This window comes from Longimicrobiaceae bacterium (assembly GCA_036375715.1).
GTDB lineage: Bacteria > Gemmatimonadota > Gemmatimonadetes > Longimicrobiales > Longimicrobiaceae > DASVBS01.
Genome location: DASVBS010000077.1, coordinates 1 through 22,133, shown reverse-complemented (window position 1 = coordinate 22,133; position 22,133 = coordinate 1). Strand labels below are relative to the sequence as shown.

Genomic DNA, 22,133 nt, shown 5'->3' with positions numbered 1-22,133 from the left:
GATCGCCCCTCCGCCCCGCTTCTTCATCTCCGCCGCCGCGTAGCGGGTGCAGAGCGAGTTCCCCACGACGTTCACGCTGAGCGAGCGCTGCCAGTCTTCGGGTGAAGCCTCCACCCCCTTCAGCACGAAGACGGCGGCATTGTTCACCAGCACGTCCACGCCGCCGAAGGCGCGCACCGCCGCCGCCGTCATCTCCGCCACCTCCTCCTCACGGCTCACGTCGGTGCGCACGAAGATCGCCTCGCCCCCCGCCGCGCGAATCGCCGCCGCCGTCTCCTCCCCGCCCTGCTCGTCCACGTCCGCCACCACCACCCGCGCGCCCTCCTGCCCCATGAGCAGCGCGATCGCCTCCCCGATGCCGGCCGCGGCACCGGTAACGATGGCAACCTTCCCGTTCAGTCGACGAGACATCGTGGGTGATTTTGAATTTTGAATTTTGAATTTTGAATTGGGCTCATTCGGGCCTCCTGACTCCTGACCTCTATCTCCTAGTTCCTAACTCCTAACTCCTAGCTCCTAACACGGTAACAATTCAAAATTAAGAATTCGAAATTCAAAATTTCCGCCTAGTATGTGCATCTGCCGCCGCTCACATCGTAGGTCTGTCCGGTCACGAAGCTGGCGCGGTCGGAGGCGAGGAAGGCGATCACCTCGGCGACCTCCTCGACCTTGCAGAGGCGGCCCATGGGAATCTTGCTGCGCATGTAGTTGATGGCCTCCTCGGAGAGGGTCTTGAGGATGTCGGTCTCGGCGGTGGCGGGGGCGACGGCGTTCACGCGCACCCCCTTCTGGGCGACCTCTTTGGCCACCGCCTTGGTGAACCCGATGACGCCCGCCTTCGCGGTGGAATACGGGGCCATGTTGGGGTTCCCCTCCTTCCCCGCCACTGAGGCCACGTTGACGATGGCTCCCTTCCCGCGCGCGAGCATCTCCGGCAGCACGGCGCGGCAACAGAGGAATACGCTGCGCAGGTCGATGGCCATGAGGCGGTCCCACTCCTCGATGGTCACCTCGTGGATCGGCGCCGCGCGCCCGGCGATGCCCGCGTTGTTGACGAGCACGTCGATGCGACCGAAGCGCCGCAGCACCTCGTCGACCATCTGCTGCACGCTCTCCGGCTCGGACACGTCGGTCCGGACTGCGATGGCCGCATAGCCCGCCTCCTCGAGCTTGAGCGCGGCGTCCGCGCCCGCATCGGCGTCGAGGTCCGCGAGCACCAGGGCATAGCCATCCCGGCCGAGCACCTCGGCCGCGGCATATCCAATCCCGCGCGCTCCACCGGTGATGATGGCGGTGGGAGAAGTTTGCATGAGATTACGTTGGCGTTTGAGACTGAGAGGAAAAATTACGAATTACGAATTACGAATCGCACAATTTTAAATTATGAATTTTGAATTTTGACTTGAAGCTGGGACTACGAGTTACGATGCAGGCTCAAAACGCCGCGGACTGCCGCCTATCGCGCGGCCGGCAGGAAGCAGTAATTCGCAATTCGTAATTCGTAATTCCAGCACCGATCCCTGCTTAGCCACCTATCGTGTGCCGTACGGTCGCGCGAGCTTCAAGCTGGGATTCAGCTCCACCCCCCAGCCCGGGGTGTCGTCGAGGTCGATGTAGCCGTCCCGCGGGAGGGGCTCGTTGGCGAAGAGGTCACCGAAGACGGGCACGACGCGGTCGGCTTCGGGGCTCATGATCAGGATCTCGCCGACGGGGCAGTTCCTGAAGGCGTACTGCATGTGGTAGGAGAAGACGCTGGAGCCGTGCGGGATGACCGGGATGTCGTAGGCGGCCGCCATGGCCACGATGCGCCGGCACTCGGTCAGGCCGCCCACCCAGTTGACGTCCGGCTGCAGCACGTCCGCGGCGTTGCGGGCGATCAGTTCGCGGAAGCCGTAGCGCGTGTACTCGTGCTCACCCGTGGTGACCAGGGTGATGCCGGTGAGCGCCCGCTTCAGCTCGGCGTACCCGGCGTAGTCGTCGGGCGGCAGGCACTCCTCGATCCAGTACAGACCGTGCTCCGCCAGCGCCTTCCCCAGCTCGATCGCATAGGGGACGGTCAGGGACATGTAGCAGTCGAGCTTGAGCGGGAAGTCGGGCCCGACCGACTCGCGCCACTCGATGAAGGCCTCGACGTTCTTGCGCAGCCCCTCCTGCCCCTCCGCCGGTCCGTGCCGGCACGGCATCTTGGCTGCGACGAAACCCATCTGCTTGGCCAGGTCCGGCCGCACGGTGGTCGCGTAGACCGGTAGCCGGTCCTTGGTCTTGCCGCCGAGCATGGCGTAGACGGGCTCCTGGCGCACCTTCCCCAGGGCGTCCCAGATCGCCAGGTCGACGGCGCTGATCGCCTGGATAGGCAGCCCCTTGCGGCCGTACGGCATGGTGGCGCGCCACATCATGTCCCACATCAGCTCGAGGTTGTGCACCTGCTGCCCCTCGACGAAGCGGCTGAGGTGCTTCTCGATGATGTAACACGCCGGCTCGCCCCCCACGCTCGCGCCGACGCCGACGGTGCCGTCCTCCAGCTCGACCTGGGTGACCACCGTGCCCAGCGCGTTGATCCCCCAACTGGTCCGCGAAGCCCGGTACTGCTCGTAGACGGACATCGGGTTGGCGATCGACGTGTCCACGATCCAGTGGCCCTTGCCCTGGTTGTGGTAGTCCGCCCCCGCCTCCCCCGGCTCGATCACGTAAGCGCGAACTTCGCGAATCCTAGGGCTCCTCATAGGAAATTGTTGTGAGATTTGAGATGACGGTTCGCTTAATTACGAATTGCGAATTACGAATTACGAATGCCCAAGTTTTGAATTATGAATTTTGAATTTTGAATTCGAGTCGGTACAACGAACTATCATTGCGGCGTGCGCTGTGCCGCCCGCGCGGTCGGCAGGAAGCGGTAATTCGTAATTCGTAATTCGTAATTCGTAACCCCCCGCTCACGCCTCGATGTAGCCCCTCAGCTCATCCCTCAACATCACGCTCTCCGAGACGACGTCCTCCGTATTGCACCCTCTCCATTCCTGCCAGGTGTACTCGACGCAGATCCGGCCGGAGTAGCCGATCTCCTTCAGGCGGCGGACGATGTCACCGAAGTCGATGGTTCCTTCGCGGCGGGGGCGCTGGAGGTATCCCGGGGCGGCCTGGCGAGCGTGGAGGTGGCCGGCGTGCGGGAGGAGGGGGTGGACACGCTCGGCGGGGATGCCGTTAGCGATGAAGTGCGAGTAATCCAACGTCAGCTGCAGGCCGGGCACGGCCTCGACCAGCGCGAGGGCTTGCTCGGGTTGCTCGACCACGGATTCGAGGTGTGCCTCGACGCTCACCCGCAACCCCGCCGAGCGGCCGATCTCCACCAGCTCGGTGAGTGCCACGCGCGAGAGCTCGAAGGAGCTCTCCTGCCCCAGCTCCGGCCAGACGACCCCGGGGAGGAGCGTGATCCCCGGGCAATCGGTCCGCTTGCAGAACTCGACGAAGGCCTGGAAACGGCGACGGTTGGCCGCGCGCACCTCCGGATCGGGGGTGTTGACCGGCCGATCACGGAACCCCATTCCGAAGGTGGGGAAGAGGTCGGCGATGCCGATCCCCGCCGCGTCGACGGCGCGGCTCACCCGGTCCGCCTGTCGAGTCGGGTTCGCCTCGATTTCGGCGGGCCGCAGGTGCGTCCCGTCGGCGTGGGCTCCCAGGTCGACGTTGGGGATGTCGAGCAGCGCGATCTGCCGCAGGCTGGTCTCGAACGGTAACAGAGGAAACGAGAAGGAGGTGCAGGTAAGTTCCATGTCCGGACGAGGGATGAGTCGGCTGGCAACGGGGAGAGGAGGGCGGCCCCGAAGTCTGGCGAATATCGATAACACCCCCCGTGGAGGGCGTCAACCCTGCGTCAAATCTGGCGTATAGCGATTCGTCGCTTAATTTGGGATAGACTACGGACAGTTCCCCTACACACTCCCCTACCCCTTCCCCGATGAAAGCCGAACAGCTGACCTTTCGCCGCAGCCGCACGTCCACGGTCGTCGAACAGATCTGGTCCGAGCTGCGACGTATGATCCTCCAGGGCACCCTCACCCCCGGAACTCGCCTGGTCGAGCTCGACATCGCCGCGCAGAGCTCCGCCAGTCAGGCTTCGGTCCGCGAAGCCCTCCATCGGCTCGAGCGCGACGGCCTGGTGATCCGCCGCGGACGGCGGGGGACCTTCGTGACGGAGGTCGAGCCGGACAAGATGCTCGAGGTCTTCCACGTCCGGGCTGCGGTCGAGAGCGTCGCGATCCGCCGCGCCGTGGAGAGGATGACGCCGGAACGGCTCGCTGAGCTGGAGAGGCTGGTGGATAGGATGCGGATGGAAGGGCTGCGGGGAGACGCCACCGCGGTGGTCGAAGCCGACATGGCCTTCCACGGACGCCTCTGCGCCTGGGCCGACCACCCGACCCTGCTCCGCGTGTGGGAGCTCCTCTACACGCAGATGGAGCGCTTTCTGGTGCTGTACGACGTCGAGCACTTCGCGGACCTGACCCAGGTGGCCGCCAACCACGAGCCGGTGCTGGAAGCGATCCGCAGCGGTGACGCCGACGAAGCCGCCTCCGCGATCCACGAGCACGTGCTCATCGGCGCCCCGCCGATGCTCGTCGCGGCGGACAACCACTTCTTCAGCGACCTGCGACGGCGCGCGGCGGTCCACTGAGCGCCTGCGCTCCGGGGCTACCGCCAGCGGCCGAGCTCCGAGAGGAGAACGAAGAGGTTCGCGGAGGATTACGCCGAGAGCGCGCAGCACCCGGTGAGGTCCGACGCACGACGGTGCAAAAAGGGGTAGAGCAGGACGGTGCATACCGTGATTCCTGCTCTACCCTTCTTCTGTCCAAGCCTTGTGCCGTTCGACGGCTAGCTCGGAGCCCCTGTCCCCTTCGACCCGGGGCTCAGTTCAGCGGCGTCTCCGGCGTCATGCCGCCCAGGTAGTAGTCCATCAAGCGCGTCTGGAAGACGAGGCGGTAGCGCGCACTAACCAGGTCGCTCGCGGCGCGGACCTGGGCGGTTTGCGCCTGGGTGAGCTCGACCAGCGACCCGGCACCCACGTCGTAGCGCTGCTGCGAGAACTGCAATGCCAGCTCCGCGGCGCGGAGCTGTGCCTCTGCCGCGGCCAGCTGTTCCCGCGCCGACTGCAGGTCGAGCATCGCCGTCCGGATCTGCACGGCCACGTCCTGCCGCAGCGTTTCGAGGTTGATGCGCGCGTTCTCCACCTGGATGCGCGCTCGCTCCGTGGCGTTGCGCGTGTTCAGCCGGTCGAAGAGCGGGATCGAGAAGCTCACGCCCAGCGAGCCGCCGCGCCGGTTGTCGAGCTGGTCGAAGAAGCTGGTTTCGTCCAGGCTGGAGAAGTTCGAGCTATAGTTCGCCGACAGCGAGATGGTCGGCCAATATGAGCCCCTCGCCACCTTCACCTGGTGCTCCGACGCCTGGACCATCGTCTGCGCCGCGATGAAGTCTGCCCGCTGTTGCAGCGCCCGCGCGGTGGCCTCCTCCAGGTCGAGCGAATCGAGCTCCGTCTGCACGGCGGAGACCTCCGGAATCTCGAATTCGTAGTCCTGCGTGGGGTCGAGCTGCAGCGTCTGGAGCAGCTGCATCTCCGCCAGCGCGGCGGAGCGCTGCGCCTGCACCAGCGCCAGTCGCGCGCTCGCCACCGAGGCCTGCTGCTGGTAGAGGTCGGAGATCGGGCGAACCTGCTGCTGGACCCGAGCCGCGATGTCGGCCTCCAGCGCCTGCTGAGCCGCCAGGTTCTCCTCCTGCACCACCACCTGCTCGCGCGCTTCGATCAGCGCCAGGTAGTTGGACATCACGTTGAAGACCACCGTCTGCTCCGCCCGCTCCACCTCGTACTCACCTGCCTCCTCGGTCAGCCGCGCACTGCGCAGCGAGTTGACGTTGGCGAAGCCGTCGAACAGGGTCAGCCCCGAAGAGATCGAGCCGTTGAACGAGTTGGTGGTCGTGTTGATGATCCGCCCCTCGTCCTGGCTGAAGTTTCGCCCGTACCGCTGAGAGGTGGACGTGCTGAACCTCAGGTCCGGCAGGAAGGAGGTCTTCTCCTGCCGGACGGCGATCTCGTCGAGCCGCAGGTTGTTGCGCGCCGTGCGGACAGTCGGGTTGCGCTCCAGCGCCAGCTCGATGGCCTCGCGGAAGGTGATCATCCTCGGCGTCGCAGCCTGCTCCTGCGCCTGCGGCTCCTGCGCGCTGGCCGGCAGCACCGCGAAGGCGAGGAGGCCGGCAACCAGCGTGAACCGGGCGAGCCGCGCCCTCGGGCGAGTACCGGTGGCCCCGCGTGCAAATACTCCGTTCTTCATCGCTGTGCTCTTTTGTATGGTTGGGCGTGGGAGCGCGGCGTTTCCGCCATCGGCTCCCTCCAGGGAGCGCGCCGTCTCCTCCGCCTCGATGTAGCTGCCGACTATTCGTAGCGCAGGGCCTCGATCGGATTCAGCGCGGCCGCCTTGCGCGCCGGGTAGAACCCGAAGAAGACTCCGACCGCACCCGAGAAACCGACGGCGATGGCGACTGTGGCCGCCGAGATCTCGGTGCTCCAGCCCATCACGTTCCCCAGGATCTCCGCCCCCGCCACCCCGATCGCCAGCCCGATCAAACCACCCATCAGGCTCATCACCACGCTCTCGACCAGGAACTGCGTAAGCACGTCCCGGCCGCGGGCACCGATAGCCATGCGAATGCCAATCTCCCGCGTCCGCTCGGTCACCGAGACCAGCATGATGTTCATGATCCCGATCCCGCCGACCAGCAGCGAGATCGAGGCGATCGCCGCCAGCAGCAGCGACATCACCTTCGTGGTCCCCTCGGCCGCCTCCGCTAGCTCGTTCTGGTTGCGCACGGTGAAGTCGTCGTCCTCACCCGCCGCGAGCCTGTGCGCCTCCCGCATGATCTCGCGGATCTCCTGCTGCGCCGCCGGGATGTCCTCCGGGTTCGCGGTGCTGACCAGGATCTGCGGGATGAAGGTGCGCCCGGAGAGACGGGTGTTCGCCGTGGTATAGGGGATCAGTACGACGTCGTCCTGATCTCGCCCGCTCGAGGTCTGCCCCTTCACCGCCAGGACCCCGATCACGTCGAAGGGGACGCCGCGAAGCTGAATCCGCTGCCCCACCGGATCCATGCCCGGGAACAGAGCCTCTGCGACCGTAGCGCCGAGCAACGCGACCTTGCGGTTCGTCCGCACGTCCATCTCGGTGAACCAGGCGCCGGAGCTGGTCTGCCAGTCCCGGATGATCGGGTACTCCTCCGAGACGCCGTTGATCTCCACCCGCCAGTTGCTGCCGTTGGCGAGTGCCTGCGCGCGGGTGATGATCACCGGAGAGACGGCGTTGATGAAAGTCGCCTCGCGCTTGATCTTGTCCGCGTCCGCGAGGGTCAGCCGGTTGAAGCTCCCCGCGCCCTGGTTCACCCCGCCCATGTTGGAGAAGCCGGGGGCGATCACCAGCATGTTCGTCCCCAGGTTGTTGATCTGCTGGCGGATCTGGGAGCGGGCCCCCATCCCCACCGCGACCATCACGATCACCGCGCCCACGCCGATGATGATGCCGAGCATCGTCAGCAGCGTCCGCATCTTGTTCTTGACGATGCTCTGCGAGGCGACCTTGACCAGGTTCGAAGTCTTCATACGAGCGCCATCGTTGAGCGGGAATCGAGCTCCGCCAGGTCGTCCGCCGCGATGCGACGGTCCTCCACGGGGTGATCCCGGATAATCTGGCCGTCGCGCACCTCCACGATGCGCTTGTGATATTCGCCGATGTCGTGCTCGTGCGTGACCAGCAGGATGGTGACGCCCTGGTCGTTGAGCTCCTGGAACAGCGCCATCACCTCGATGGAGGTGCGGGTGTCGAGGTTGCCCGTGGGCTCGTCCGCCAGGATCAGTGCCGGCTCGGTGACGAGCGCGCGCGCGATCGCCACCCGCTGCTGCTGTCCGCCGGAGAGCTCGTTGGGGTGATGGTCCAGGCGGTCCCCGAGACCGACACGCTCCAGCGCGCGCGCCGCCGCGGCCTTGGTGTCCTTGAAGCGGTGCGCGCGATCGTACAGGAGCGGCAGCTCCACGTTGTCCAGCGCGCTGGTGCGCGCCAGCAGGTTGAAGCCCTGGAAGACGAAACCGATCTTCTGGTTGCGGATGTCGGCCAGGGCGTTCTTCGACTGCCCGTCCACCCGGATCCCGTCCAGGTAGTAGCTGCCCGACGTGGGCGTGTCGAGGCAGCCCAGGATGTTCATGAGCGTGGACTTGCCGGACCCGGAAGCCCCCATGACCGCGATCATCTCGCCGGGCTCGACGATCAGGTCCACCCCGCGCAGGGCGTGCACGAGGTTCGGACCCATCTGGTAGACCTTGGTCAGGCCTTCGGTCCGGATGACGGGAGTGTGGCCGCTCATCAGAATCCCCCCGGCCGGAACCCCGGGCCACCCGGCCCACCGCCGCCCTGGAACGGGTTCGTGGTGGTGGCGGTGTTGCCCGTCGGGTTCAGGCCCGCGATGACCTGCATCCCCTCGCGGAGCCCCGGCCCCTCGACCTCGGTGTAGGTGCCGTCGGAGATGCCGGTGCGCACCGGGATGACCGACAGCTTGCCGGCGCTGTCCACCGTCCAGAGCATGGCGAAGTTCCCGCCGCCGCGGCCGGGGCGAGCTCCACCCTGGCCGGCCTGCCCTTCACCGGTCGGCGGTCCCTCGCCACCCCGCCGAACCACGCGACCCCCTTCTCCGTTGCCACCATTACCGCCGGAGGCGCGCGCGCCCTGCTGGGCGCCCTGACGGCGTGCGCCGGCGGCGGGCAGGTCTACCTGGGCGAGCATCTCTTCGGTCGGCCGGAAGCGAAGGGCCGCGTTCGGCACCTTGAGCACGTCCTTGGCGGTCTCCACCATGAACTCGACGCTGGCCGTCATGCCCGGAAGGAGTCGCCCGGAATCGTTGCGCACGCCGATCACGGCGGTGTAGTTGACCACGTTCTCGACGACGGTCGACTGGAGCCGAACCTGCCGCACCGTCCCCTCGAAGACCTCGTCGGGATAGGCCTGCACGGTGAAGCGGACCGTCTGTCCGGGCTCGATGCGTCCGATGTCGCTCTCGTCGACCGAGGCGAGGATCTCCATCTCCGCCAGGTCGTTGGCGATGAGGAAGAGCTGCGGCGCCGACATGCTGGCCGCCACGGTCTGGCCGGGCTCGACGTTGCGCTCCACGACGATGCCGTCGATCGGCGAGTAGATCTGCGTGTACTCGAGGTTCTGCCGAGCGCGCTCGAGGTTGACCTGCGCAGAGGTCAGGTTGGCGCGCGAGACGGCCCGGTTGTACTCGACCTGGTTGAACTCGCTCTCGGTCAGGACCTTCTGCTCATAGAGCGCCCTGTTGCGCTCGTACTCCTGCTCGGCTCGCTGCAGGTCGGCCTGGGCGCGGGCCAGGGCGGCTTCCGCTTCGCGCACAGCCTGCTGCTGCAACATCGGGTCGATGCGCGCGATCAGCTGCCCCTTCTCCACCCGGTCGTTGAAGTCGGCGTACAGGTCGACGATCTTGCCGGAGACCTGCGTACCTACCTGAACCGTCGTCACCGGATTCAGGGTGCCGGTGGAGGTGATCGCCATCTCCACGTCGCCGCGCTCGACCGTTGCCAGGCGGTACGGCGAACCCTCGCTCGCCTCGGCCCGGCGGAAGAACCAGGCGGCGACGAGGATCAGCGCGACTGCGGCCACGCCCGCAACGATATGCTTCCGCTTCATCTCATCCTCTCACGTGATTTAAGAGCGCACCCTGAAGTGGGGTTGCCGTGATCCGCGCCGGGCAGGGCCCGGCACGCACCGTATGATACATCAAGCCTTTCAACGGTTGGCCGCCGTCGCTTCGACCTGCACTCCAGCGTAAACGAGTCGCACTGCCGGGCGCACGAAGCGAAAGGTCTGAAGGGAACCCGCATCGGCGCCCGGGCAGTGCTCCGTGCCGACCTACTGCCCGCCCCCTCCGCCACCACCGTTCATCCGGTTCATCCGCCGGGTCCGCTCTTCCTCCTGGAGGGTGCGGTAGGCGGTCTTCTGCTCCTCGGTGAGGACCGACAGGATCTGCTCGTCGTGGCGGGTCCGCAGCTCCCGCATCTCATTCATCATCGCCTGCCGGTCGCCGCCACCCTGGAACTTGCGGAAAAGCTCGACCTGCTCGGTGAACTGCTTGACCAGGATCGGCTGGATCTGCTCCACCTGCTGCGGCGTAAGGGAGAGGCGCTCGGTCAGCAGGCCGATCCGCTGAGCGGCTCGCTCCTCCGGGCTTGCGTTCATCATCCCGCCCCTTCCCTGGCCCGAGGCCTCGGCCGCGAACAGGAGCCCCACGAACATCAGGCCCGCCGTGGTGAGCCGTCGAAGGAAGCCGGGTCGTGATCCGACGATCTGCGTGGACATGTGTGTGACCTCTGGAAGGAGGGATTCCCGGTGCCGGTCGTCCGGGCCGGCAGCGCTCGGATCGTCCGTGTGCGCCGGGAAAAGGATACACGGACGTGAGGGGCACCGTTTGGCGAGCATCAACCAATTGCACCGCGCCGATCACGAAGCGCTGGCTGAGTGTTACGAAGCGCCACGGCGCATGACGTGTTCGTGCCGTTCATGTTCGCCGGGGTGCCACTCGTGCGGCTGGCCTTTGACAGGGAAAACGGCGGGTCTATCGTTCAGGTCGCGGACGTCCGGATATCTCTGCCAGGCGAGGTCGTGTTGAACTCCATTCTTCCCCCCGTGAACGGTGCGGAGTCTCCCGTGCAGCCGTGGCGCCTGCGGCGGGCGGAGCTGATCGGAATCTTCGCGTTCTGGACCTTCGCCGCCGTGCTCACCGCGGCGAACCGGCTGCTCGATCCGCGTTTCCCCGGACAGCAGCCCATCCTCACCTCGCTGCCGGTGGCGATCGCCTTTTTCGAGTCCCTCATCTGGGCGATCCTCACCCCGTTCGTCTTCTGGCTCACCAGCCGCTACAGCATCGAGCGACCGGGGGCACGGGTTCCGCGCATCGCCATGCTGATCGCGGCAGGCTTCGTGATTTCCGTCCTGGTGGACACGGTGGGCGCGGCCTTCCGCATGTACGTACTCGATTTCCCGTTCCGCCGCGCCGGCGGGGTTTCACCCATCCTGAGCGTCACTCGGCTGTGGTTCGTCAACGACCTGATCACCTATGTCGGCGTGATGGCGGCCGGGTTCGCCCGTGACTTCTTCGTGCGCAATCGCGAGCGGGAGAAGGAGACTGTGCACCTGCACGCTCACGCGGCACAACTGCAGGCGCAGCTCGCCGAGGCCCGGCTGGAGGCGCTACGGATGCAGCTCAACCCGCACTTCCTCTTCAACACCCTGCACGCTGTCTCCGCGCTGGTGGAGCGGGATCCGCGCGGCGTGCGGCGGATGATCGCCCGCCTGAGCGAGCTCCTCCGCTACACGCTGACTCAGGACAAAGAGCAGATGATCCCGGTGGAGAAGGAGATGGACTTTCTTCGCCGTTATCTGGAGATCATGGAGATCCGCTTCCAGGGGACGCTGGAGGTGGAGATCTCCCCGGAGCCGGAGGTGCTCGATGCGCTCGTCCCCAACCTGATCCTGCAGCCGCTGGTGGAGAACGCGGTCAAGCACGGCGTGGCCGCCAAGGTGGGTCCGTCGCGCATCGAGGTGGGAGCAAGGCGGGAGGGAGACAAGCTGGTGCTAACGGTGCGGGACGACGGCCCCGGCGTGCCCGAGGAGGTGAAGCCAGGAAGCGGCCTGGGTCTGCGCAATGTGCAGGCAAGGCTGGCAGAGCTCTACGGCGACGATTGGTCGCTGACCTTCCACTCCGCGGAGGGGGGAGGGCTGATCGCTGAGGTCAAGCTCCCCTTCCACACTAGCAGCGACCTCCACGCGGAGCTCGTGGAGCAGGTAGCTGAGCCGGCCTATGGGCGTTGATCGCCCTCTCCGTGTCCTGATCGTAGACGACGAGCTGCTCGGGCGCCAACGGGTCGAAGACCTCGTCCGGAAGGAACCGGACGTCGAGATCGTGGGGATGGTGGACAACGGCGCTGCCGCCGTCGAGGCGATCCGCGAGCTGCGGCCCGACCTGGTCTTTCTCGACGTGCAGATGCCGGGGATGACCGGGCTGGAGGTGCTGGCAGAGATCGGGCCCGACGAGATGCCCGCCACCATCTTCGTAACCGCCTACGATCACTATGCACTGAAGGCCTTCGAGGTCGCCGCCATCGACTACCTGGTGAAGCCCTTCGACGACGAGCGGTTCGAGCAGGCGTTCGCGCGGGCCCGGCGCATGATCGAGCTGGAGGAGGTAGGCCGCGCCACGCGTCAGCTCCTGCGCCTCCTGGGGAGGTCGGAGGACGGCGAGCCCGATCGCGCTGCCGGCACTGGCGAGGGCCATGGCCAACCGTATCTGGAGCGGCTGGCGGTCGAGATGCGCGGACAGGTGCGCGTGGTGCCGGTGGATGCCATCGACTACATCGAGGCGAGCGGACCGTACGCAGAGCTGCATGTGGGCGACAAGACCTACGTGATCCGCGAGCGCATGCAGACGCTGGAGAACCGGCTCGACCCGCGGCACTTCTTTCGCATCCACCGCTCGGCCATCGTACGCCTCGACCGCATCGAGACGCTGCTCCGCAGCAGCGGAGGCGACTATGCCGTGCGCTTGAAGGGAGGAGCCGAGCTGAGCGTCAGTCGCAGCCGCCGCGAGGAGCTGGAGGAGAAGCTGGGAATCATCCGGTGAACCTCCTGTGCAGTGAGCCGTGCGCTGAGGCAAGGCCGGCTGGAATCACCCCTGCTTCGGTCTGTGGCAACCCAGGCCAGCCCCGCTCCGAGGATTCCCGGTTGCGCTGGTTGCCGGCCGTGCCGGCCAGGCACGTTGCCACGCTGGCCTTGGAGGGACATACTGGTGGTCGAGGGAAGGCTCTCCTGGTTTGCCGCGCAACCTTCCGTCTCACCGTCTCACCCCGTTCATGCTTCCGGAGGAGACCCATGCTCGCAGCGACCCTGGTTCTGATCGGAGCGGTAGCGGGTGCCGCCCCACCGGATACGCTGGAGATCCAGGAGTGGGCGGTCCCCTGGGAGAACACTCGCCCCCGGGATCCCACGGTGGCCGCGGACGGAAAGATCTGGTTCGTGGGCCAGGTGGGGAACTACATCGGGATCTTCGATCCGCAGTCCGGCGAGTTCGAGAAGATCGATCTCCCGCCACGGGTGCTCCCCCACAATATCGTCGCTGGTCCGGATGGCGCGCTCTGGTACGCGGGGAACGCGGCGGGGCACATCGGCCGAATTGATCCGCAAAGCCGCGAGATCAAGATCTTCGAGATGCCGGATCCCGCGGCGCGCGATCCTCACACCCTGGTCTTCTCCTCGACCGGCGATCTCTGGTTCACGGTGCAGGGCGGCAACTTCATCGGCCGACTGGACCCTGAAAGCGGCGACGTGAAGCTGGTGCCGATGAGCGTCGGTGGGGCGCGGCCGTACGGGATCGTGGTGGACGAGAACAATCGCCCGTGGGCGGCGCTGCTCGGTACCAACCGTATCGCCTCGGTGAACCCGGAGACCATGGAGCTCGAGGAGCACATGCTCCCGGAAGACGCCCGGCCGCGGCGGCTGGTGCGCACGGACGACGGGATGATCTGGTACGGGGACACCCGCCGCGGAACCCTCGGGCGCCTCGACCCGACGACGGGCGAGATCAAGGAATACCCGCTCCCGAGTGGCAAGGAGGCCGGCGCCTACGCGATGGCGCTGGACGGACAGGGGCGGATCTGGGTGGCTGAAACGGGTGTGCAACCCAACCGCCTGGTGGGCTTCGACCCGAAAACGGAGTCCTTCTTCGGGATCACGCCCGTCCCCAGCGGTGGTGGAGCGGTGCGGAACATGGTCTACCATGCGCCCACGAACTCGATCTGGTTCGGCACCGACACAAACAACATCGGCCGGGCCGTCGTGCACTGAGCGACCGAGATCGGGCGAAAAAGAAAGGGGGCGACCCTCCGGCGTGTTGGAGGGTCGCCCCTTTTTCAACGCCCGCCACCGTGCCCTGCGGGCGCCGCCTCGCTGCCGCACGGCCTACAAACGCCGGTCTACACGCGGGATAGCGCTGGCCATTCCCCTCTTGGGCGCCCGTGCCAAGCACTGCTTTGCCCGCCGGCACCCGCAATGCGCGCGATGCTTCGCTGGGGCTCAGGATGACAAAAAGCCCGGCCCCCTACGCGCTGACTTCCTGCTCTACCTCCGAAGTCCACTCCACTCCGTTCACTGTCACGTTCTCCAGCAGGAGCTCCGCGACGTTCTCCACCACGCTCTCGCGCTCCGCGCCGTTGAAGTGGCAGTCGACTATCCGCACGCTCTCGATCGGCTTGTCCTCGAAGCCGCGCAGGAAGACGGGATAGGTGCTGTGCTCGCTGGTTACATCCCGCATTTCGACGGCGCGTACCACCGGGAGGTGCTCCCCTTCCCGCCCCTCCTCGTAGAAGAAGTCGATCGAGAGCACGGCGTTGGAGACCTGACCCACGGTGCAGTTCCGCATGTAGACTTCCTCGATCACGCCGCCGCGGCGCGCGTTGGTCTTGAGGCGCAGGCCGCGCTCCAGGTTAGGGCTGTCCATGCGGCAGTTCTCGGCGAAGATGTGCCGCGCGCCACCCGAGATCTCGCTGCCGATGGTCACGCCGCCGTGACCGTCCTTCATGTGGCAGTTGCGTACGATCACGTTCTCGATGGGGGTGGCGAGCCGCCGGCCATCCTCGTTGCGTCCCGACTTCAGCGCGATGCAGTCGTCCCCCGTGTCGAAGTAGCAGTCCTCGATGAGCACGTCGCGGCACGACTCAGGATCGCAGCCGTCGTTGTTCGGTCCGTGGCTCTCGATGCGAACTCCGCGAACGGTGACGTTCTCGCAGAGAACGGGATGTAGCTCCCACATCGGCGAGTTCCGCACGGTGATCCCTTCGATGAGGACGTTACGGCACCGGTACGGCTGCACGAAATTCGGGCGAAGATAGCTGCCCGGTCCGAAGCGGCGCTGCTCGACCGGCACCGCTTCCGCAGCCATACGGAAGAGGCGGTCGCGGGCCGCGTCCTGGTGCGGTCCGCCAGGTTGCGCGCGGCGGCCCTGCCCCTTCCACGGCCACCAGACTTCGGAGTTGGCCTGGCCGTCCAGCACGCCCGCGCCGGTCACCGCGACGTTCTCCTGCTCGAAAGCGTAGATCAGGGGAGAGTAGTTCATCAGCTCGACCCCCTCCCACCGGGTGAAGACGAGCGGCAGGAAGTCGTCGGGGTTCTGGCTGAAGGCGAGCGTGGCGCCCTCCGCGACGTGCAGGTTCACCTGGCTCAGCAGGTGAATCGGGCCGGTCAGGAAGCGACCCTCCGGGATCACCACCCGTCCGCCTCCTGCCGCATGGCAGGCTTCGATTGCGCGGCGGATGGCGTCCGTGTTCATCCGCTCCCCGTCCCCGACCGCACCGAACTCGGTCACCAGGAAGTCCCGCTGGGGGAAGACGGGAGGGCGGATGCGCGCCAGGATTTCGGGAACGCGGTCCCAGCCCCGCGATTCGGCCCCGGTGGACCCGGAACGGGGGTCACGCGCGCAGGCAGCGCCGGAGATCGGGAGGACGAGCGCGCTGCTGGCGATCGCCGCCCGGAGGAAGTCGCGCCGGGAGATATTCGAGGTGTTCGCCATCAGAGCGTCTCCGCGAGGAAGTTGAACGCCCCGACGCCGTGGAACTCGTGGCCACCCTCGAAGATCTCGCGCCCCAGCTTCTCCTCCGCCCCGAAGACGCGGTACATGGCTAGCACGCGATCGTAGGCCTCACGCGCGGCCGCGATGGGGAAGATCCGATCGTCGGTGCCGGACTCGACGAAGAGCCCGCGCGGCGCCACCAGCCCCGCCACGTCGTACATCTCCATGTAGCGAAGCAGACCGGGCACGTAGTTGTCGAGACAGTGCGAGAGGCTGACGATGCTGTCGCGGAAGGTGTTGAAGTAGCAGCTCACCACCGCCACGCGGACGCGATCCTCGACCGCGCCGGAGAAGAGCGAGCAGGTGCCACCACCGGAGATGCCCATGGTGGCGATCCGATTCGCGTCGACTTCCGAGCGGGTTTCGAGGTAGTCGATAGCCCGCATCACGTCCCACACCCGCCACCCGATCATCGTCTCGCCGAAGAGCATGGCCGCACCCGCGGCGGGTCGGCAGGAGTATTGATCCGGACCGGCTGCACGCGCCGGCGCGTCGCGGCGATGCCCGAACCCGAGCGGCTCGATGGCGAAGGCGGCGTAACCCTTCTCCACCGCCTGGATGGCGAAGTCTTTCGCGTAGCCCGACTTCTCCGCCCGCTGGGTGCCGTCCGCCTCGAGCCCCACGATGTCGTCCACGCCGCGGCCGTGTCCGGGAATGCAGACGATGGCGGGGAGACGCCCCTCTCGCCCCTTCGGGAGGAGGAGGTAGCCCAGCGCTGTCAGGTTCTGCCGGGTTTGGAAGACGATCTTCTCGCGGGTGTAGTGCCCCAGGTCGACGGTCTCGAGCACCTCCGGTTCCAGCGGCACACGCTCCGGGAAGCCGCCCAGCAACTCGATCAGCTTCGCGCGCGCCTCCGCTTGCCAGCCCTCGGCTTCGGAGCGGGTCGTGGCGTTGAAGCCGAGCGACGGGCGGATCGAGTCGCAGACGGAGAGCGTGAACTCGCGGCTGTCGAGCTGACGCTTCGCCAGGCGCGCATCCACGGCCACGGCACCGGGCGCTCGACTGATGGCCTCAGGCTCGGAAGCGCCTGCCACCAGCGGTGCTCCCCCCACCGCCAGCGCCCCGACCGAAGCGCCCCGGAGCAGAAACTCACGACGATTCATGGTGGGATCGAAAGGGTCGTTCATGGTGGAGAACGGGTTGGATCGGTAGGTATGAAGAGGTCGAAGGCCAGTATAGTCCGCCTTCGCACGGGCGTCCATGCCGCGAGGGGGGACGCGGATCTATCGAGCGCCGTCACCTTGGATCCGCGCGCCAGCAGAGGATGGCGTGCAGGAATTGATGCCGCACGCGATGCCTCGCGCTGTCGCGCTCAGAATGACAAAAGGGGGTGGCAGCGGCGTGCAAACCCGCGCCTCTCGATCGTCACATAGGACGAAAGGGGATGATCGCGCGCGGAAGCCACGCCGCCGCTTTCCCCACCTTGGTCCCGATCCTGACAGGTACGAATCTGGAAGAGGCGGGCGCGGTTGCGTCCGGCCTCTTCCACACGCGGACATCGGGAGCCGGCCGAGCATTGCGGGGATCCATGAGGAGATCGCGAGCGTGAGCGTAGACTGGGCGGCCGTCTATCGCAGCAGCTACCAGGAGCTGGTCCGCTACCTCTACCGCCGGGTGTGGGATGTAGAGCGCGCCCAGGATCTGGCGCAGGAGACCTTCGTGCGCGCGATCGAGCACGACCCCGACAACCCACGGGCGTGGCTGTTCCGCGTAGCCACCAATCTCGCCCGCGACGAATCGCGCTCCGTGCTCCGTCGGCGGAAGCACCTGACGCTGCTCAAGGGGGAGGCGGAGACTCGGCGGGTCGAGCCCGAGTTCGTCGAGGAGGTGGAGCATCGCGAACGCTCCGCCCGCGTGCGCACCGCCCTGGAAACCCTGAGCGAGCGCGACCGAGAGGTTCTGCAGCTCTGGGACGCGGGGCTCGACTATGAGGCGATCGCCGCCCAGACGGGTCTAGCCAGGAAATCGATCGGTACGACCCTCGCGCGCGCCCGTCAGCGCCTGGCCGAGGCGTATAGAGCGCTGGAGGAAGGTAATGTCGCACTTGGATGAAGGAACCCTCCATACATTCCTCGACGGCGAGCTCGACGCCGCGGAGGAAGTGGAGCTTCGCGAACACCTGGCCACCTGCGCCGAGTGCCGGGCCCGCCTCGACGTCGAGCGCGAGACCCGCAGACGCGCCCACGAGATCCTGCGCTACGCCGATCCGGTCGGGATCGTGCCGCCGGACTTCGACGAGCTGCGGGCAAGAGCCAGTAGCAGGGCGGGTCCCGCGCCCGGGACAAGCCGCACCCGATCCAGCGTTCGCCCGCTGATCCTCCCGTGGGCGGCGAGTATCGTCCTGGCCGTCGGCGTGGGGTGGTTCGCCCAGACGCTGCTCACCGGGAGCGGCGGAGCCGGCTCCCGCGTCGCGATCGATTCGGAGCAGGCCCGCGAATCTGAGCCGGCGCCGCTCGCAGCGGGTCCCACGCTGGAGGAAGAGCCTTCGGCGGCGAGCACCACGGCCACCGATGCGCGGGTCGCCGCCGCCCCGGCATCCGCCCGCAGCGCCCCGGAGCCTCAGGCTGCACCTGGAGGCGGTGGCGACAGCGGCGCGCGGAGCCTTCGCACCGCGCCGGACGCAGCTGCCCTCGGCGCGCCTGCAGAGGGAGCCGCAACCATGGCCGGCCGCGGCCGTGCCGGTGGGGAGGCGCCTCCCGATGAACAGCCGACGCTCGCGTTGGAGTCGGCAGCCGCGGCTCCGGAGCCCGAGCCAGCGCTGCCGGAGACCGTCGCGCTCGAAGCCATCACCGTCGCCGACGCCAGCAAGGCAGCGGACGCCGAAGACACCGCGCGGGCCGACCGAGTGCTAGGCTTTCAGGCGCCGCGCGAGATGGCGGCACCTCCGTCCTCCGTCGCCGCCCGAATCGCCGCACCCGCGGCCACTGTCCCGGCCGACTCACTCGCTCGGCGATACTGGGTCGGAGCCGATGCGAGCGAGGCCGCGAACGCGCTTGGATCGCCGCCGCTGGTATTCTCGCGCCTGCCGGTGATCGGCTATGCCATCGCCGCGGATACCACCGGCCTGGTGCGCGCCACCCAACAGCTTCCCGGCGGCGAGCCACTCGAGATCTACCAGTGGCGCGACGCCCGCGCGGCCGGGGAAATCGAGGTGGTCGTCCGGGCCGCGGTGCCCGCGGACTCACTGGCGCGCCTACGGGAAGCCATCGGCAGAGGGGAGCGATGAGTTCACCCTCGGCAGCGCGAGCGTGAAAGTCGAGCCGACCCCGAGCTTGCTCTGTACCGTCAGGGTCCCGCCCATGGCCTGGGCCAGGTCGCGGCTGATCGCCAGGCCGAGTCCCACCCCCCGCTCACCCGTATCCTCCACCTGGCGATCGATCTGGACGAAGGGGTCGAACACCGATTGCAGGCGCGACTCCGGGATCCCGGACCCGGTATCCCGCACGTGCAGCTTCACGGTGTCCTCATCCGCCTCGTTCGAGATCACCACTTCCCCACCCCGCGACGTGAACTTGCCTGCGTTGGTGAGCAGGTTCAGCAGGATCTGCTCGATGCGTTCGCGCTCGCCCAGTACGAGCAGGCCCGCATCCACGGGCTCGGCGTGGTAGCGCAGCCCCTTGGCCTCGAGCTGCGGCCCCACGACCGACCCCACGTCCGCCACCACCTCGGTCACCGGAACCGGCGCGAGGGTCAGTTCCAGCTTGCCCGCCTCCAGCTTGGCGAAATTCAGGACGTCGTTCACCAGGACGAGCAGCGCGCGCTGGTTGCGCTTGATCCGCTCCAGCGCCTCGTGCTGGGCAGGCGTGATCGGCCCGTGCAGGCCGAGGTCAAGGAGGTCGGCATAGCCGAAGATGGCGTTGAGCGGCGTTCGCAGCTCGTGGCTCATGGTAGCCAGGAAGTCGGACTTGGCGCGGTTGGCTGCCTCCGCTTCCTCGGTGCGCTGCAGCAGCTCCTCGTTGCTTACCTCGAGCTCCGCCATCAGCTCGTCCAGGTGGTGCGCCTGGTTCTGCAGCTCCTCGGTCTGCTGCTCCAGCTCCGCCGCCTGCTCCTCCAGGAGCTCGTTCTGACGCTCGAGGTCGCGATGCAGGCGGGCATTGTCGATGGCCAGGCCGGCGTGGCGGCCCAGCTCCTCCATCAACCAGAGGTCCTGCTCGCTGAAGCGCCGATCGGACTCGGCGTGGATGAGTGTGAGCGCACCGAGCGCACCGTTGCGGCCCGCCAGCGGCACGGTGACGGCTGATCGCGGCCCCAGCATGCGGATCTGCTCGAGCCGCTCGGGATCGTCGATCCGCGCCGCGAGCCATTCGTCGGTGATCTCGGGGTGATAGGCGGCCTCTCCCTTCTCGACCACCGTCCACACCCCGTCCTCGCCGTCGCCGAGATGGTGCGGATACAGATCGGTGATGTGGAACCGCAGCGTCCTCAACTGCGGATCCGTGTGGTGCACCGCCACCCGGCGTGGCTTGTTGTCCCCGTCGAGGAGATCGATCGCGCACCAGTCCGCCACCTCGGGAACGGCGAGCTCCGAGACGTTCCGCAGTGTCTCCTCGTACTCGAGGGTAGAAGAGAGAAGGCGGCTGGCGCGGGTGAGGAAGCGTAGCCCGGCGGCGTAGGCTTCCACGGCCGCGCGAGCCGCCTGCTCGGCCGCCAATCGCGCGGCCTTTTCTTGCGCCTGCCTGAGGTCGGTGATGTCCAGACAGGCGCCCATGAGACGAACCGTCTGACCGGAATCGTCCCGGATCGCTCGTCCCCGGCTACGCAGGTAGCGGACCTCTCCATCCGGTCGAACGATCCGCTCCTCGAAGCTGAACTCGCCCCCGCGGGCGTAGGCGTCCTCGATCGCGGCGCGCACCCGATCGCGGTCTTCGGGGTGGATTCGAGCCAGGTGCGCCTCGAAGGTGGCCTCGAAATCTTCGGGCTTGAGCCCGTGGATCTCGTAGAGCTTGTCTGTCCACCGGACGACATCCGGCTCGACCTCCCAGACCCAGCTTCCGAGTCCCGCAAGGCTCTGAGTGTCTCGCAGCTGCCGCTCGCTGTGCCGGAGGGCTTCCTGGGCGGCGTACGGCTCGGTGACGTCGCGGGTGACCTTGGCGAAGCCAGCCAGCTCGCCCGTGGGCGTTCGCAGCGCGCTGATCACCACGCTGGCACGGAATCGCGTGCCGTCCTTCCGCACCCGCCACCCTTCGTCCGTCACGCTCCCTTCGACCGCTGCCCTGTCCAGCAACTCCTGAGGCCTCCCCGAAGCTCGGTCCTCCTCCGGGAAGAAGGCGGAGAAGTGCATCCCCAGAGCTTCCTCGGCCGTATACCCCTTGATTCGCTGCGCGCCGATGTTCCAACTGACGACACGTCCTTCCGTATCCAGGGCGAAGATGGCGTAGTCCCGGACGCTCTTTACGAGCAGACGGAAGAGCGATTCGTCTCCAGGAAGAAAGGAAGCTTCTTCGGCGGCCATCGATCGGTTGCTGGAAGGTTGATCCATCCGGGTCGAGGCCCGACGGGAGATGTTTGGCGCGGAAGGTATGTCGGCGATCCGGCGCATGCCAGGCATTCAGGTGCGTTCCGTCGTTCGTCCGAGAGACGATCGACCCGCGTTCGTGGTCATCGCCTCCGGCGCTGCAATCCGACCTCCTCGTCGTCCTCCTGACCGTGCTCTGATGGTGTTCGGCAACCCGCTCCGCCCTACCGCACCACAACTCGTTACTCCACAACCGGTTCCTCCGGAACGACCTGCCGTGGGAAGCCTACGCAGACTCCGCACCAGCGCCGAACTCGCCGGCGAGATCCATTGCTGGGAGGAGGGAACGAAACCCGATCCACAATCCGTCCGTAGACACCGGATGACTTTGGGGGTCACGGGCGGTTTTCGTTGCGTTGGTGGTGGTTCAAGTATAACCTAGAGCCGCCCTTGCACCCGTCCTCCGCACGCTGCGCCTCCCGCGGTCTCCTCAAGGGTTGCGCACCATCCCGATTGGTCACGTGGTAGATTCGGCCGAGCTTTCCCGCCTGCGCATCTTTCGCGACCACCCCGATGCCGCGCCATCCGAACCGGGCAAGCGCAGGCTCATCGTCGCCGGTGCCGTCGCCCTCCTGGTCATCCTGGCGGCGTCCGCCGTCTGGGCGTTCCGGTCCCCCGCAATCGAGGTTCGTACCGCCGTGGCCGCGATTCGCGGCGGTGGCGCGGGCGGGGGTGGCGGCCTCACGGCCAACGGCTACGTGGTCGCGCGAACCAAGGCATCGGTTTCGTCCAAGGTGCCAGGCCGCCTGGCCACGCTGGAGTACGAAGAAGGTGATTTCGTGCCCGAAGGCACCATCATCGCGCGCCTCGAGGCGGCGGATTACGAGGCGGCGGAAAGGCGGGCCCAAGCCGAGCTCCTGGCAGCGCAGGCCGAGTATCACGAAGCCCAGGCCGCCCTGGC

General features: G+C 67.0%; 19 protein-coding genes. 7 read left to right on the top strand and 12 right to left on the bottom strand.

Annotation, left to right across the window (positions count from 1 at the left end; all coding sequences use genetic code 11):
* From VF167_16515 to VF167_16500, 4 genes are all read right to left on the bottom strand, one after another.
* Positions 1–411: SDR family NAD(P)-dependent oxidoreductase (locus VF167_16515; protein ID HEX6927028.1), on the bottom strand; the 411-nt coding region annotated here is incomplete at its 3' end.
* Positions 412–566: 155 nt separating this feature from the next.
* On the bottom strand, positions 567–1,310 hold the full coding sequence (locus tag VF167_16510) for an SDR family NAD(P)-dependent oxidoreductase (GenBank protein ID HEX6927027.1): 744 nt from the start codon (positions 1,308–1,310) through the stop codon (positions 567–569).
* A gap of 222 nt (positions 1,311–1,532) precedes the next feature.
* Positions 1,533–2,723 (bottom strand): L-rhamnonate dehydratase, encoded by a 1,191-nt coding sequence (gene rhmD, locus VF167_16505; protein HEX6927026.1) that lies wholly within the window; start codon positions 2,721–2,723, stop codon positions 1,533–1,535.
* A gap of 210 nt (positions 2,724–2,933) precedes the next feature.
* Positions 2,934–3,770, bottom strand: coding sequence for a sugar phosphate isomerase/epimerase (locus tag VF167_16500; protein ID HEX6927025.1), 837 nt, complete (start codon positions 3,768–3,770; stop codon positions 2,934–2,936).
* A 185-nt stretch (positions 3,771–3,955) separates the two neighbouring features.
* On the opposite strand from VF167_16500, the gene VF167_16495 reads away from it, so the two are divergent.
* Positions 3,956–4,669 carry a GntR family transcriptional regulator gene (locus tag VF167_16495; GenBank protein HEX6927024.1) on the top strand — a complete coding sequence of 238 codons (714 nt, stop codon included), beginning with the start codon at positions 3,956–3,958 and terminating at the stop codon, positions 4,667–4,669.
* 232 nt (positions 4,670–4,901) lie between these two features.
* Here the strand turns inward: VF167_16495 and VF167_16490 are convergent, their stop codons facing one another.
* The 5 genes from VF167_16490 to VF167_16470 form a co-directional block, all read right to left on the bottom strand.
* Positions 4,902–6,317 carry a TolC family protein gene (locus VF167_16490; GenBank protein HEX6927023.1) on the bottom strand — a complete coding sequence of 472 codons (1,416 nt, stop codon included), beginning with the start codon at positions 6,315–6,317 and terminating at the stop codon, positions 4,902–4,904.
* Positions 6,318–6,418: 101 nt separating this feature from the next.
* Positions 6,419–7,636 (bottom strand): ABC transporter permease, encoded by a 1,218-nt coding sequence (locus VF167_16485; protein HEX6927022.1) that lies wholly within the window; start codon positions 7,634–7,636, stop codon positions 6,419–6,421.
* Positions 7,633–8,394 carry an ABC transporter ATP-binding protein gene (locus VF167_16480; GenBank protein ID HEX6927021.1) on the bottom strand — a complete coding sequence of 254 codons (762 nt, stop codon included), beginning with the start codon at positions 8,392–8,394 and terminating at the stop codon, positions 7,633–7,635. Before VF167_16480 ends, VF167_16485 begins: the two co-directional genes overlap by 4 nt.
* Positions 8,394–9,728 carry an efflux RND transporter periplasmic adaptor subunit gene (locus VF167_16475; GenBank protein ID HEX6927020.1) on the bottom strand — a complete coding sequence of 445 codons (1,335 nt, stop codon included), beginning with the start codon at positions 9,726–9,728 and terminating at the stop codon, positions 8,394–8,396. The genes VF167_16480 and VF167_16475 overlap by 1 nt, the downstream gene beginning before the upstream one ends.
* 222 nt (positions 9,729–9,950) lie before the next feature.
* Positions 9,951–10,397, bottom strand: a complete 447-nt coding sequence (locus VF167_16470; GenBank protein ID HEX6927019.1) for a hypothetical protein — start codon at positions 10,395–10,397, stop codon at positions 9,951–9,953.
* Positions 10,398–10,700: 303 nt separating this feature from the next.
* Here VF167_16470 and VF167_16465 point away from each other — a divergent pair, with 303 nt between their 5' ends.
* The 3 genes from VF167_16465 to VF167_16455 all read left to right on the top strand — a co-directional run bounded on the left by VF167_16465 (position 10,701) and on the right by VF167_16455 (position 13,937).
* A complete protein-coding gene (locus VF167_16465; protein ID HEX6927018.1) occupies positions 10,701–11,909 on the top strand; it encodes a histidine kinase in 1,209 nt (402 codons plus the stop codon).
* Complete coding sequence (locus VF167_16460) at positions 11,899–12,717, top strand: LytTR family DNA-binding domain-containing protein (protein HEX6927017.1); 819 nt, start codon at positions 11,899–11,901, stop codon at positions 12,715–12,717. Before VF167_16465 ends, VF167_16460 begins: the two co-directional genes overlap by 11 nt.
* Positions 12,718–12,965: 248 nt before the next feature.
* Complete coding sequence (locus tag VF167_16455) at positions 12,966–13,937, top strand: hypothetical protein (GenBank protein HEX6927016.1); 972 nt, start codon at positions 12,966–12,968, stop codon at positions 13,935–13,937.
* A 253-nt stretch (positions 13,938–14,190) separates the two neighbouring features.
* Here the strand turns inward: VF167_16455 and VF167_16450 are convergent, their stop codons facing one another.
* Positions 14,191–15,657, bottom strand: coding sequence for a glycoside hydrolase family 28 protein (locus tag VF167_16450; GenBank protein ID HEX6927015.1), 1,467 nt, complete (start codon positions 15,655–15,657; stop codon positions 14,191–14,193).
* On the bottom strand, positions 15,657–16,844 hold the full coding sequence (locus tag VF167_16445) for an alpha/beta hydrolase family protein (GenBank protein ID HEX6927014.1): 1,188 nt from the start codon (positions 16,842–16,844) through the stop codon (positions 15,657–15,659). The genes VF167_16450 and VF167_16445 overlap by 1 nt, the downstream gene beginning before the upstream one ends.
* Positions 16,845–17,262: 418 nt before the next feature.
* On the opposite strand from VF167_16445, the gene VF167_16440 reads away from it, so the two are divergent.
* Positions 17,263–17,769, top strand: a complete 507-nt coding sequence (locus VF167_16440; protein ID HEX6927013.1) for a sigma-70 family RNA polymerase sigma factor — start codon at positions 17,263–17,265, stop codon at positions 17,767–17,769.
* The gene (locus VF167_16435) at positions 17,753–18,943 is read left to right on the top strand and encodes a zf-HC2 domain-containing protein (GenBank protein HEX6927012.1); all 1,191 of its coding nucleotides are present in this window, start codon (positions 17,753–17,755) and stop codon (positions 18,941–18,943) included. Before VF167_16440 ends, VF167_16435 begins: the two co-directional genes overlap by 17 nt.
* On the opposite strand, the gene VF167_16430 is transcribed toward VF167_16435, so the two are convergent.
* Positions 18,911–21,169, bottom strand: coding sequence for a PAS domain S-box protein (locus VF167_16430; protein HEX6927011.1), 2,259 nt, complete (start codon positions 21,167–21,169; stop codon positions 18,911–18,913). The genes VF167_16435 and VF167_16430 overlap by 33 nt on opposite strands.
* A 524-nt stretch (positions 21,170–21,693) precedes the next feature.
* On the opposite strand from VF167_16430, the gene VF167_16425 reads away from it, so the two are divergent.
* Positions 21,694–22,133: biotin/lipoyl-binding protein (locus VF167_16425; protein HEX6927010.1), on the top strand; the 440-nt coding region annotated here is incomplete at its 3' end.